Here is a 12564-nt window from a genome sequence, read left to right as displayed (position 1 = left end):
ATAAGTTTAGGCGTGCCGCTGTCCGTCGCCGTCGTCTGCACCGATGGATACCGATGGCAGGCCCCCGATACCCGGACCGCCCCGGACATCTGGACTCCCCTTCCCACTACGATAGGCGAGCACGAGGGAGACGTACGAAGGAGAGTTCGAGGTCTCCACGTTCCGCGGGCCGGCCTTCGAGGTGGTCGCCAGTGACCGGATTCAGCTCAGCGTCTATGCCCCTGGGCACGGCAACGTCTTAGCCATCGGCGACGACACCCGCACAGGATGGGCGGGCTCGGGGCTCGACTGGTCACGCTCGCGGTGGGAGTACCTCGAGGCTCTCGACGGGTCGGGCCGGATCGTCGCGGTCCGGCACCTCCACAGGTCGAAGGGGTCGTACCCCATTCCAGGGGGCGGTACGCAGATCTGGCCGTGGTCTCCGGGCGGTGAGCTGCGTCCCGGGATGTACCGCGTCGGCGTCGTCGCCGAAACCACAGACGGCCGCTACGTCCGAGCGCTCGGCGCTCCGTTCCGCCTTCTCCCGGGGCCCGTCCGCACCGGCGACGACGAGGAGGCGCCTCTGCCCGTACGCTTTGCCCTCTCCCGACCGTCGCCCAACCCGACATCGGACCACGCCGAGGTCACCCTCGACCTCCCCGAGCCCACCGACGTCCTCGCCGAGTTGTTCGACGTCCGAGGCCGCCTGATCGCCTCCGGCCCGCACCCTCCGGGCACCCATGGTCTGCCCGTCGATGCCTCCGAGTTGGCCTCTGGGGTCTATGCCGTCCGTGTGATGGCCGGGGACGACGAGGCGACGCGGACCGTCACGGTCGTCCGTTAGCGCCCTCCGCCCTGGGCCGAGGCGGTCGGACTTAGCGCGTGAGCTGGCGGCGGGCGTCCCGGGCGTGCCGGTCGAGCGCCAGCTGGACGAGATCGTCCGCCAGCTGCTCGTTTGGGCGCCCCGTCGCGGCCCACATCACCGGGTACATGCTGCGCGCGGTGAAGCCGGGGATCGTGTTGATCTCGTTGACCAGGATCTCGCCGTCGGCCGTCACAAAAAAGTCGACGCGGCCGAGCCCCTCGCAGCCGAGCGCAACGTAGGCGTCGACGGCCAGCTCGCGCAGCCGCGCCGTGGTGTCGTCGTCGAGGTCGGCGGGCACCTCCATGCGGCTGGCGTCGGGGTCGGTGTACTTCGAGTCATAGTCGTAGAACTGGGTCGTGATGACGATCTCGCCCGGGACCGACGCCTCCGGGCGCTCGTTGCCCAAGACGGCCACCTCGATCTCGCGCCCCTCGATGCCGGTCTCGACGACGACCGTCTTGTCGTAGCGGAACGCGTGGTCGAGCGCGGCGCCCCACTCGGCCTCGGTCTCGACGCGCGAGACGCCGACGGACGACCCGGAGTTGGCGGGCTTGACGAAGACGGTCGGCCCCAGGCGCTCTTGCACGGTCGCAAAGTCCGGCCGGTCGTGGTGGGCATACGTCACGAGGTACGGGGTCGTCGCCAGCCCCGCCGCCTCGAGCAGCCGCTTGGCGACGGCTTTGTTCATGCACGCCGCGGACGCCAGCACATCCGGTCCGACATATGGGAGGCCGAGCGTGTGCAGAAAGCCTTGGATCGTGCCGTCCTCGCCGTTGTGGCCGTGGAGCACGGGAAAGACCACGTCGAGCCCGAGCCCGCCGAGCCCGTCGACGCGCAGCGTGTCGCCGCCGGTGTGGGGCCCGAAGCCCAGCCGGTCGCCCTCGCCCCCGTCGACCGCGCGCGTCACCCGCCAGCGGCCGTCGCGGTCGATGTAGATCGGCGTGACGCGGTGCCGCGCGGCCAGCGCGGCGGCGACGTTGACGGCGGACAGGATCGAGACCTCGTGCTCGGCCGACTGGCCGCCGTAGAGGAGTCCGACGTGGGGCATGGGGGCGCTCGGGGGGGGACCCGCAAGCTAGCCGCCCCCGCCCGCCGGATCGCCGCGCCCGGTCTCGCGTAGCTTCCCCGCCCTCTCTTCCCGAACCCCGACCCACGCATGGCCGACTACAAGGACCTGACCACGCCCGCCGCTGGCGAGACCATCACGATGACCGCCGACGGGCTCTCCGTCCCAGACCGCCCCATCATCCCGTTTATCGAGGGCGACGGCATCGGGCCCGACATCTGGGCCTCGGCCTCGCGCGTGCTCGACGCGGCCGTCGAGAAGGCGTACGGGGGCAAGCGACAGATCGAGTGGTTCGAGGTCTTCGCCGGCCAGAAGGCCATGGACACCTACGGTGAGTGGCTCCCGCAGGACACGCTCACGGCCATGGACGAGCACCTCGTGTCCATCAAGGGCCCGCTCACCACGCCCGTCGGCGGCGGCATCCGGAGCCTGAACGTGGCGCTCCGCCAGAAGCTCGACCTCTACGCCTGCGTCCGGCCCGTCCGCTACTTCAGCGGCGTCCCCTCGCCCGTCAAGGCGCCCGAGGACGTCGACATGGTCATCTTCCGCGAGAACACGGAGGACATCTACGCCGGCATCGAGTTCGAGAACGGGACCGAGGACGCCGAGACGTTCAAGGCGCTGATGAAGGAGCACTTCCCCCAGCGCTTCAAGAACGTCCGCTTCCCCGACTCGGCCGGCTTCGGCATCAAGCCGGTCTCCCAGGAGGGCACCGCGCGGCTCGTCCGCGCCGCGTTCGACTACGCCGTCGCCGATGGCCGCGACTCGGTCACGCTCGTCCACAAGGGGAACATCATGAAGTTCACCGAGGGCGCCTTCCGCGACTGGGGCTACGAGCTCGCCGACGCCGAGTACGGCGCCGAGAAGCTGGACGGCGGCCCGTGGCGCCAGTTCACCAAGAACGGCGTCACGATCACCGTCAAGGACGTCATCGCCGACGCGTTCCTGCAGCAGATCCTGACGCGGCCCGCCGAGTACGGCGTCATCGCGACGCTCAACCTCAACGGCGACTACGTCTCGGACGCGCTGGCGGCCGAGGTCGGCGGCATCGGCATCGCGCCGGGCGCCAACATCAACTACACGACGGGCGTCGCGCTGTTCGAGGCGACCCACGGGACGGCGCCGAAGTACGCCGGGCAGGACAAGGTCAACCCGTCGTCGGTCATCCTGTCCGGCGAGATGATGCTCCGCTACATGGGCTGGACCGAGGCCGCCGACGCCATCATCTCGTCGATGGAGACGACGATCGGCCAGAAGCGCGTGACGTACGACTTCGAGCGCCAGATGGAGGGGGCCACCCTCCTCAAGTGCTCCGAGTTCGGCGACGCGCTCATCGAGAACCTGTAGGACCACAGACGACGGACCGGAGACGGCGGCCCACCCTGACAACGTTCGGGGTGGGCCGCCGTCCTTCCGGCCCCTCCCGCCGCCCATGCACCGCCGCCATTTTCTGACCACCACCGGACTCGCCACGGCGGCCCTGTCAGCCCCCGTCGCGCTCGCGTCCGGCGACCGCCAGCGGCACGACCCGGTCCGCCCACCCCGCTTGCGGCCCGGCGACACCGTCGGCCTGGTGGCCCCCGCCGGGATCGTGTACCGGCCGTCCATCATCGACGAGGCGCGAGCCAACCTCGCGAGCTTGGGGTTGGAGGCCGTCGCCGCGCCCACGCTGCTCGCGCGCGACGGCTACTTCGCCGGGACCGACCGCCAGCGCGCGGACGCCATCACCGCCATGTTCGCCGACGACCGCGTCGACGCCGTGATGGCCATGCGCGGCGGCTGGGGCGCCGCGCGGGCACTGCCGCTCGTGGACTGGGACGTGGTGCGGGCAAACCCCAAGGTGCTGTGCGGCTTCAGCGACAACACGTCGCTGCTGCTCGCGGCGTACGCCCGCGCCGGGCTCGTCACCTTCCACGGCCCGAACGCCACGTCCGAGATGGCCGGGGCGACGGGCGACAGCTTCCGGAGCGTCGTCATGGACGGCACCGCCGCGACGCTGCGGACGCCCGCGACGCCGCTCTCGGCCCCGACGCCGATCACGCCCGGACGGGCCCGGGGTCGGCTCGTCGGCGGCAACCTGTCCGTGCTCGCGTCGCTCGTCGGGACGGAGTGGATGCCGGATCTGCGCGGCCACCTCCTGTTCGTCGAGGACATCGGCGAGGGGATCTACCGCATCGACCGGATGCTGACCCAGCTCGGCCAGGCGGGCCTGCTGGCGGGGCTGGCGGGCTTCGTGTTCGGCGTCTGCCCGCGGTGCGACCCCGACTCGGGCGAGGTCGACGGGTTCACGCTCGGCGAGGTCGTCCGCCAGCACGTCGCGCCGCTCGGCGTCCCGGCGTTTCAGGGCGCCAGCATCGGCCACACCTCGCGCAAGCTGACGGTCCCGATCGGCGCCGAGGCCGAGATCGACGCGGACGCCGGGACGATCCGCCTGCTGGCGCCCGCCGTGCGCTAGCGGATCCGCCGGTAGATCGCGGCGATCGTGCCCGTGTGCAGTCCCTCGTGGAAGGCGTTGAACGCGACGGCCTGCTCGACGCTCGCCAACGTCACGCCCGGCGTGGTCGTATACGGGCGGAAGTCGGCGAAAATGTCTGTGCCGAGGTCGGCCGCCAGCGGGGCCAGGCCGGTGTCGAAGAGCGCGCGCGTCGCCGCGATGTCGGGTGCGGAGGACCAGTCGGCGGGCGCGGTCCCCTTGCGGAAGGCGGCGACGGCCCAGTCGGGCGACGGCACTGCGCGCCGCGCGAGCCCGTACGTCAGCAGGTCGGCGGTGACGGCGATGTGGCCGACATTCCAGAGAATGCTGTTGCGGACCCCGTCGGGCACCGCGAGCCACTGCTCGTCGCTGAGCCGGTCGAGCAGGCCGCCGAGCGAGGCGCGCGTCTTCTGGAGGGCGTCGAGCGTGTACCGGGCGGCGTCGCTCATCCGCGGATCCACGCGTTGCCGACGGCCGAGAAGCCCAGGCGCTCGTAGAAGCCGGTCGACAGGTTCGAGTCGCGGAGCACGATCTCGGCGCCGGGCAGCCGGGTCCCGATCTCGTCGATGAGCCGCTTGCCGACGCCCGCGCCCTGGAGGTCGGGCTCGACGGCGAGGTCGCACAAGTAGGCGGTGCTGACGCCGTCGGTGAGCACGCGCGCCAGCCCGACGAGCCGGTCCTTGTCCCAGAGCGTCAGCACGAGCGACGAGTTCTCGAAAGCGGCCCAGAGCCGCTCCGAGTTGTCGGTCGAGCGCAGGAGCGGGGCGCGGCGGTAGAGGGTGGCGATGCGGGCCGGGGTGAGGCCGTCGAGGGTGTCGCGCAGGGCGAGCGCGGCGGGGTCGGTCATCGGGCGGGGGGGCGTCGGGCCGAGCGTACGCGCGGGGACGGGCGGGGTTTGCGGGAGAGCTGGTAGAGCCGAAGCGACCTGCTGGCGCGGGCATCAAGCCAGTCCCAACGCGCCTGCTCTACGTGCTCTCATTCTCTACCTGCCCTCGCCGCACAGCGGCGCTCGGCCCGCCGTCCCGCACCCAGCGCCAGCGGCCCGCGCGGACGCCGAGCGCCTCGGGCACCGCACGCGCGGGGTCGGTCCACAACCGCAAGCGGAGGCCGCCGGATCCGCTGGCGGGATCGCCGACCTCGACGGCCCACTCGGCGGTGAGGCCCAGGAACAGCCGGCCGAGCACGCGCGCGGGCACGCCTTGCCCGCTCGCGACCGGCTCCAGCGCCTCGGGGCGGACCGCCAGCGCCATCCCTGGGGGCATCGGCTCGCCCGCCAGCTGCGCCGCAAGCGCCGCGTCGCGGATCACGTTCGCGCCACCCAGGAACGACGCCGCGTACGCCGTCGGCGGCTCCGCGTAGAGCGCCTCCGGCGTGCCCTCCGCCTCGATTTGCCCCGCCCGCATCAGCGCGATCCGGTCGCTCATCGCGAGCGCCTCCGACTGGTCGTGCGTCACGTACAGCGACGTCACACCGATCTCGCGCTGCAACGCCTTGAGCTCCGCCCGGGTCGCCTCGCGCAGTTCGGCGTCCAGGTTCGACAGCGGCTCGTCGAACAGGATGACCTCGGGCTCGACGGCGATCGCCCGCGCGAGTGCCACGCGCTGCTGCTGCCCGCCCGACAGCGCCGCCACGGACCGGTCCCCGAGACCCGCGAGATCGACACGCGCCAGCGCTCGCGTCACCCGCTCACCGGCTTGCGCCCGGCCCACGCCGCGCACCGACAGCCCGTAGCCCACGTTCTCGCCGACCGTCATCGTCGGGAAGAGCGCGTAGCTCTGGAAGACCATCGCCGTCGGGCGGTCCTGGGGCGCCAGCCGGGTCACGTCGCGCCCGCCGATGCGGATCGCGCCCGCGTCCGGCGATTCGAACCCGCCGATGAGCCGGAGCAGCGTGGTCTTGCCACAACCGGACGGCCCGAGGAGCGACACGAACGCGCCGCCCGGCACGTCGAGCGAGACGCCGTCGACGGCGGCGACGGCCCCGTAGCGCTTGACGACGCCGTCGGCCTCGACACGGACGGGGGCGGAGTCGGGCATCGGAGCAGTCGGGATGAGGGCCAGAAATGGGTAGGGACACACCGGCGGTGTGTCCCTACGAGGTCGGAGCCGGTTCGGGGCCTACGCGTTGAGCGCGGCGGTCACCTTGTCGGCGGCCTCCTGGAGGCGGATGGCGCTCTCGATGGGCAGGCCCGAGTCCTTCAAGATCTGCATGCCCTCCTCGGCGTTCGTCCCCTGGAGGCGCACGATCAGCGGGACCGTCAGCTCCATGTTGTTGGCCGCCTCCACGACGCCCTTGGCGACGCGGTCGCAGCGGACGATGCCGCCGAAGATGTTGACCAGGATGGCCTTCACGTTCGGGTCCGACTGGATGATGCGGAAGCCCGCCTCGACCGTCTGGGGCGAGGCCGTCCCGCCCACATCGAGGAAGTTGGCCGGCTCGCCGCCCGCCAGCTTGATGAGGTCCATCGTGCCCATCGCCAGCCCGGCGCCGTTGACCATGCAGCCCACGTTGCCGTCGAGCTTGATGTAGTTGAGGCTGTGCTTGCTCGCCTCGACCTCGAGCGGGTCCTCCTCGGCCTCGTCGCGCATGGCCGAGAGGTCGGGGTGCCGGTAGAGCGCGTTGTCGTCGAGGTTGACCTTGGCGTCGAGCGCGATCACGCGGCCGTCCTCGGTCTTGACGAGCGGGTTGATCTCGGCGATGGTCGCGTCCGCGGCCTGGTACGCCTTGTAGAGGTCGGTCACGAACTTGCGGGCCTCCTTGAGCGACTGGCCCTCAAACCCAAGGCGGGAGGCGATTTCGTTCGCCTGGTAGCCGCGGAGGCCGACCGACGGGTCGATCCAGACCTTGACGATCTTCTCGGGCGTCGCCTCAGCGACCTCCTCGATCTCGACGCCGCCCTCCGTGGACGCCATGATGACGTCCTGGCCGGTCGCGCGGTCGAGCGTGATGCCGAGGTAGTACTCGTGGGCGATGTCCTCGGCGGCCGTGACGAGCACCTTCTTGACGAGCTGGCCCTCGGGGCCGGTCTGGGGCGTCTTGAGCTGCATGCCCAGGATCTTTTCGGCGGCCGGCCGGACGTCGTCGATCGTGGGACAGAACTTGACGCCGCCGCCCTTGCCGCGCCCGCCGGCGTGGATCTGGGCCTTGACCACGAACTGGGTCACGCCGTCGGCGGCCATGGTCTCGGCGGCGGCCACGGCCTCGTCGACCGTGTCGGCGACGATGCCGCGCTGGACGACGGCGCCGTGCTGGGCGAGGATCTCCTTGGCCTGGTACTCGTGGATCTTCATCGGGTGGGTCGGCGGGGGCGGGTTGGAAGAGCGGGCCCGAAAGGTACTCGGGCGCCCCGGCACGGATTCGCAGGTTGGGTGAGTTGACTGCGATCCGCGAGCGGGCAGCTCAGGGTCGCGAGCAGGCCGACGGCGGTGCTCCAGCCGGCCACGTTCCCTCCCGCGCTCGGCCGAGATGTCCCGACCTTCGGACTGCACGGCCCGCCTGCCGCCCCCTCCACCGAGTCATGACCACCTTCGACTGGCACGTCCTCCGGCGCTTCGTCTCGGCGTCGCTGCTGCTGATGGGCCTGCTGGCGGCGACGTTCGTGACGATGGACTTCTCGGAGCGGATCGACGACTTCTTGGATCGGGGCGCGACGACGGGCCAGATCCTGGGCGAGTACTACCTGTACTACCTCGCCGACATCCTGCGGCAGACGAGCCCCCTCGCGCTGTTCCTCGCCGCCGTCTACGTGACGGCCCGCCTTGCGCAGTCGATGGAGCTGACGGCGATCCACATGGCGGGCGTGCCGACGCGGCGCTTTATGCGACCGTTCGTGCTCGCGGGCCTGGTGTTCACGGCGTTCATGCTGGCCTTCAACGGGTTCGCCGTCCCGCGCGCGAACGCGGTCGTCCACGACTTCCAGAACCGCTACTACCGCGACGCGCCCGAGGCGGGCGGCGGGGCCGAGATCTACCGCCAGACGGCGCCCGGCGAGGTGCTCGCGGCGCGCTACTTCGACCGCGAGCGGGCCCAGGCCTTCCGCGTCTCCGTCGTGTCCCTCGGCGAGCGCGGCGTGTCCCGCCGCTTCGACGCCGCCCAGATGACGTACGTCGACTCGCTCGGGATCTGGCGCGCCGACGACGTGGGCCTGCGCACCTTCGCCGACGGCCGCGAGGTGTACACCTACCACAGCCAGCTCGACACCGCGCTGACCGTCTTGCCCCGCGACCTCGCCCAGTCGGAGCGCGACGCGGAGCGGATGACGCTGCCGGAGGCGCGCGCCTACGTGGCTGCGCTGGAGCGGGCCGGCGTGACCGAGCGCGGCCGGGCGACGGTCGCGTACCACGCCAAGTGGGCGTACCCGTTCGCGAACCTGATCCTGGTCCTGCTGGCCGTCCCGCTGGCGGCGACGCGCCGCCGGGGCGGGCAGGCGGCCCACCTCGCGGTCGCCCTCGGCGTGGCGTTCGTGTACCTCGCGCTCCAAAAAACGATCGAGCCCCTCGGGTATGTCCAGTCGATCCCGCCGGCCGTGGCCGCGTGGCTCCCGCACGCGCTGTTCGCCGTCGTGGCGCTCGCGCTCGTCGCCCGATCGGAGCGGTAGCCCGGCCGAGTAGGCGCGGTGCACTACCGTAGCCGGTCCCTACGACCTGGGTTGGGATGAGAATGGAGATTGCAAAAAGAGAAGTGCGTTCTGTAAGCGGCTGTGCCGTAGCCCCTTAGGACAATTGATCAACTTGAGACAGCACTTTAAAGGCTCGCCCGGGGTCCACACGTGGCTTAATTAGAGCCCCTGGCTGACCCAATCCCATGACGCTCCCACCACGTCATTCGAAGGATGTGCTGTCCTACCGCGACCTCGTTCGCATCCGGACCAAGCTCGACCTCCCCTCGCGCACTTCGGAGTTCTCCGGCCGCATCCGCGGCGAGCGCGGCGACGGGGTCGACGGCCTGCACTTCCGCGAAGTCCTGACCCGCGCCGACCGCGAGGTCGTCGTCCGCGACCACCTCGGCCAGACCCGGCCGATGCTGATGTTCGGGTCGAACAACTACCTCGGGCTGGCGACGCACCCCCGCGTGATCGAGGCGGTCCGCGCGGCCGTCGCCGAGTACGGCGTCGGGGCGGGCGGCCCGCCGATCCTGAACGGCAACGGGCCGCTCCACCGCCAGCTCGAAGAGCGGCTGGCGGCGCACGAGGGCAAGGAGGAGGCGCTGATCTTTAGTAGCGGCTACTCGGCGAACGTCGGCCTCATGAGCGCCCTCCCCGGCCCCAAGGACTTCGTCCTCTACGACGCCGAGATCCACGCCTCGACGCTCGACGGGCTCAAGATGGGCCGGATCGAGGCGCGCCCGTTCCCCCACAACGACGCGAAGGCGCTCGACCGCCAGCTGGCGGCGGCCCAGGGCACCTACCAGAACGTCTTCGTCTGCGTCGAGGGCGTCTACTCGATGTCGGGCAGCGTGGCCCGGCTCGACCGGATCGGCGCGGTTTGCCAGGCGCACGGCGCCGCGCTCGTCGTCGACGAGGCGCACGGGACGGGCGTGACGGGCCCGAACGGCGCTGGGACGGTCGCCATGTTCGACGCGGCGGACGCCGTGGACATCGTGATGGGCACCTTCTCGAAGTCGTTCGGCGTCTCCGGCGGGTTCGTCGCCGCCGACCGCGAGGTCGTCGACTACCTCCGCTACTTCGCCCGCGCCTACGTCTTCTCGACGGCGCCCTCGACGGCGATTTGCGCCGCGGTCCTCGCCGGGCTCGACGTGCTGGCCGACGAGCCCGAGCTCCACGCCCGCCTGATGGACCGGACCGGCTACCTCGCCGACGGCCTCAACGCCATGGGCATCCCGGCCGACGGCATCACGGCCGTGTTCTCGCTCCCCGTCCCGGCCGGCACCGACGTCCGGGCCGCCGCGCACGACTTCAATGAGCGCGGGCTCTTTATGAACCACATCGAGGCGCCCGCCGTGCCGACCTCGGAGCAGCGCTTCCGCGTGAGCCTGACCGCGAACCACACGCGCGAGGACATCGACCGCCTGCTGGAGGCCGTCGATGCCGTCTGGGCGACGCACGTCCGGCCTCTGGGCGACGGCCAGGCCAGCGGGACGCCCTCGCTCGGGCTCTGACCCACGCGGCCCGCTCCACCGGGAGCGGGCCACGATCATCGACATGACGACGGGCTCACGCCTCGCCGCTGGGGCCGGAGAACTGGAGGTCCGGCTGAAGCGGCTGGACCTCGCCGATGTCGCCGTGCTGGGCCTCGTAGCGCTGGATGTTGTCGGCGAGCGCCGCCAGCAGGCGCTTGGCGTGGCCCGGCGTCACCACGATCCGGCTCTTGACACGGGCCTTCGGGACACCCGGCATCACGCGGATAAAGTCGAGGATGAACTCCTCGGGGCTGTGCGAGATCATCACCAGGTTCGAGTAGACGCCCTCGGCGACGTCCTCGGCCAGTTCGATCGAGAGGGACGGCGGCTTGGCGGGGGCGGGCTCCATGACGGCGGGGGAAGAGGGGACCGGGAAGCTAGGGCCTCCGCCCACCTCGTAGCCCTTCCCCCGTGACGGCGTCACCTCCGTACGGGCCCGCCTACTCGCCCGCGCCAGGTCGCAGGAGGTCCTGGTCGGTCGTGGCCCCAACCGCCCCGCGACCAGACGCCGCCCCCGCCCAACCCATTGTTTATCAATGGCAAACCTGAACATCCGACTTCACAGCACCGATAGGTCAAAAGGTTGGTACACACGAGCGCCCCAAAGATGAGTAGCCTACGAGCCCACCACACCCTGGCTTGATGGCTGTCCCCCAGGACTCGCCGCGCAAGCGGATGAGCTACCGTGACCTCATCCGGATCCGCTCCGGGCTCGGCCTCGCCGAGCGGACGGCCACCTTCACCGACTGGATCTTGGAGGAGCGGGCCGCTGGCACCGACGGCCTCCAGTACCGCCGCGTCCTCGGACCGATGGACCGCGTCGTCACGGTGCAGAGCCACACCGGGCCGCCCCGGCCGATGCTCATGTTCGGGTCGAACAACTACCTCGGGCTGGCGACGCACCCGACCGTCGTGCGGCGCGTGCAGCGGGCGGTCGCCGAGCACGGGGCGGGCGTGGGCGGCCCGCCGGCGCTCAACGGGCACGGCCCGCTCCACCGCGAGCTCGAGGAGCGGCTGGCGGACCTGGAAGGCCAGGAGGCCGCGCTGCTCTACGGGAGCGGCTACGCCGCAAACGTGGGCCTCCTGAGCGCACTCCCGGCCCCCGGCGACTTGGTGATCTACGACGCCCACAGCCACGCCTCGTTTATCGACGGGATCAAGCTCGGGCGGATCGAGGGGCGGGCGGTCCCCCACGGCGACCTCCGGGCGCTCGAGGCCGCGCTCGCGGCGCACCGCCCCAACCACCGCGACGTGTTCGTCAACGTCGAGGGCGTGTACTCGATGACGGGCGACGTCTCCCGCCTCGACCGGGTCGCCGAGCTGTGCCGTCGGTACGACGCCGCGCTCATCGTCGACGACGCGCATGGGACCGGCGTGACCGGCCCGGGCGGGCGTGGGACGCTCGCGATGTTCGACGCGTGCGAGGCCGCGACCGCCGTCGTGGGCACGTTCTCGAAGTCGTTCGCGGTCTCCGGCGGGTTCGTCGCCGCCAGCCGGGCCGTCGTGGAGTACCTCCGCTACTTTTCGCGCGCCTACGTGTTCAGCGCGTCCCCGTCGCCGGCCGTGTGCGCCGCAGTCCTCGCCGGGCTCGACGTGATCGAGCAGGAGCCGGAGATCCACGGTCGCCTCGTCGAGAACGCGGCCGTCCTCGCCGACGGCCTGCGCGCGCTCGGCTTCGAGGCCGACGGCGTGACGCCGATCTTCTCGCTGCCCGCCCCGCCCGACGCCGACGTCCGCGCGATGGCGCACGCGTTCGACGCGCGCGACGTGTTCGTCAACCACGTCGAGGCGCCCGTCGTGCCGGCCCGCGAGCAGCGCTTCCGGCTCAGCGTCTCGGCCGTCCACACCCGGGCCGACATCGAGCGGCTGCTGGCGGCCGTCGCGGAGGTCTGGGCCGGCGCTCTCCCCTTCTGCGGCGATGGGGCAATGGGCGGCACCCTCCCCGACCTCGACGAGCCCACGCTGGACGCCTACCAGGGCGGATTTTAGCGGAGTCCCCCGCCCCACGCCCAGACCGCGAGGGGACTCAGGCGCCGGCCGTCT

12 protein-coding genes are annotated in these 12564 nt (G+C 71.5%); 6 read left to right on the top strand and 6 right to left on the bottom strand.

Annotation, left to right across the window (positions count from 1 at the left end; translation table 11 throughout):
- The first annotated feature begins 445 nt into the window (after window positions 1-445).
- A complete protein-coding gene (locus ACLIRP_RS04655; protein ID WP_412062794.1) occupies window positions 446-823 on the top strand; it encodes a T9SS type A sorting domain-containing protein in 378 nt (125 codons plus the stop codon).
- A 31-nt stretch (window positions 824-854) separates the two neighbouring features.
- On the opposite strand, the gene ACLIRP_RS04650 is transcribed toward ACLIRP_RS04655, so the two are convergent.
- Window positions 855-1892 carry a D-alanine--D-alanine ligase family protein gene (locus tag ACLIRP_RS04650; RefSeq protein ID WP_412062793.1) on the bottom strand — a complete coding sequence of 346 codons (1038 nt, stop codon included), beginning with the start codon at window positions 1890-1892 and terminating at the stop codon, window positions 855-857.
- A gap of 108 nt (window positions 1893-2000) precedes the next feature.
- On the opposite strand from ACLIRP_RS04650, the gene icd reads away from it, so the two are divergent.
- Both icd and ACLIRP_RS04640 read left to right on the top strand, forming a co-directional pair.
- Window positions 2001-3257, top strand: coding sequence for an NADP-dependent isocitrate dehydrogenase (icd, locus tag ACLIRP_RS04645; RefSeq protein WP_412062792.1), 1257 nt, complete (start codon window positions 2001-2003; stop codon window positions 3255-3257).
- Between the two features lie 85 nt (window positions 3258-3342).
- The gene (locus ACLIRP_RS04640) at window positions 3343-4365 is read left to right on the top strand and encodes a S66 peptidase family protein (protein WP_412062791.1); all 1023 of its coding nucleotides are present in this window, start codon (window positions 3343-3345) and stop codon (window positions 4363-4365) included.
- Here the strand turns inward: ACLIRP_RS04640 and ACLIRP_RS04635 are convergent.
- The 4 genes from ACLIRP_RS04635 to sucC all read right to left on the bottom strand — a co-directional run bounded on the left by ACLIRP_RS04635 (window position 4362) and on the right by sucC (window position 7673).
- Complete coding sequence (locus ACLIRP_RS04635) at window positions 4362-4832, bottom strand: DinB family protein (protein ID WP_412062790.1); 471 nt, start codon at window positions 4830-4832, stop codon at window positions 4362-4364. The genes ACLIRP_RS04640 and ACLIRP_RS04635 overlap by 4 nt on opposite strands.
- On the bottom strand, window positions 4829-5230 hold the full coding sequence (locus ACLIRP_RS04630; protein WP_412062789.1) for a GNAT family N-acetyltransferase: 402 nt from the start codon (window positions 5228-5230) through the stop codon (window positions 4829-4831). The genes ACLIRP_RS04635 and ACLIRP_RS04630 overlap by 4 nt, the downstream gene beginning before the upstream one ends.
- A gap of 118 nt (window positions 5231-5348) precedes the next feature.
- Window positions 5349-6419 (bottom strand): ABC transporter ATP-binding protein, encoded by a 1071-nt coding sequence (locus tag ACLIRP_RS04625; protein WP_412062788.1) that lies wholly within the window; start codon window positions 6417-6419, stop codon window positions 5349-5351.
- Between the two features lie 81 nt (window positions 6420-6500).
- Complete coding sequence (gene sucC / locus ACLIRP_RS04620) at window positions 6501-7673, bottom strand: ADP-forming succinate--CoA ligase subunit beta (protein ID WP_412062787.1); 1173 nt, start codon at window positions 7671-7673, stop codon at window positions 6501-6503.
- A gap of 227 nt (window positions 7674-7900) precedes the next feature.
- Between sucC and ACLIRP_RS04615 the strand changes: the two genes are divergently transcribed.
- Both ACLIRP_RS04615 and ACLIRP_RS04610 read left to right on the top strand, forming a co-directional pair.
- Complete coding sequence (locus ACLIRP_RS04615; RefSeq protein ID WP_412062786.1) at window positions 7901-8980, top strand: LptF/LptG family permease; 1080 nt, start codon at window positions 7901-7903, stop codon at window positions 8978-8980.
- A 236-nt stretch (window positions 8981-9216) separates the two neighbouring features.
- Window positions 9217-10500 (top strand): aminotransferase class I/II-fold pyridoxal phosphate-dependent enzyme, encoded by a 1284-nt coding sequence (locus ACLIRP_RS04610; RefSeq protein WP_412062785.1) that lies wholly within the window; start codon window positions 9217-9219, stop codon window positions 10498-10500.
- Between the two features lie 55 nt (window positions 10501-10555).
- On the opposite strand, the gene ACLIRP_RS04605 is transcribed toward ACLIRP_RS04610, so the two are convergent.
- Entirely contained in the window at window positions 10556-10870 is a 315-nt protein-coding gene (locus ACLIRP_RS04605; protein ID WP_412062784.1) for a DUF3467 domain-containing protein, read from the bottom strand.
- Between the two features lie 293 nt (window positions 10871-11163).
- Here ACLIRP_RS04605 and ACLIRP_RS04600 point away from each other — a divergent pair, with 293 nt between their 5' ends.
- Complete coding sequence (locus ACLIRP_RS04600; RefSeq protein ID WP_412062783.1) at window positions 11164-12510, top strand: aminotransferase class I/II-fold pyridoxal phosphate-dependent enzyme; 1347 nt, start codon at window positions 11164-11166, stop codon at window positions 12508-12510.
- The last annotated feature ends 54 nt before the right edge of the window (window positions 12511-12564 follow it).

This window comes from Rubrivirga halophila, assembly GCF_046845755.1.
Taxonomy (GTDB): domain Bacteria; phylum Bacteroidota; class Rhodothermia; order Rhodothermales; family Rubricoccaceae; genus Rubrivirga.
Note: the sequence above shows the minus strand (reverse complement) of the source record. Positions and strands in the feature narration are given on the sequence as shown.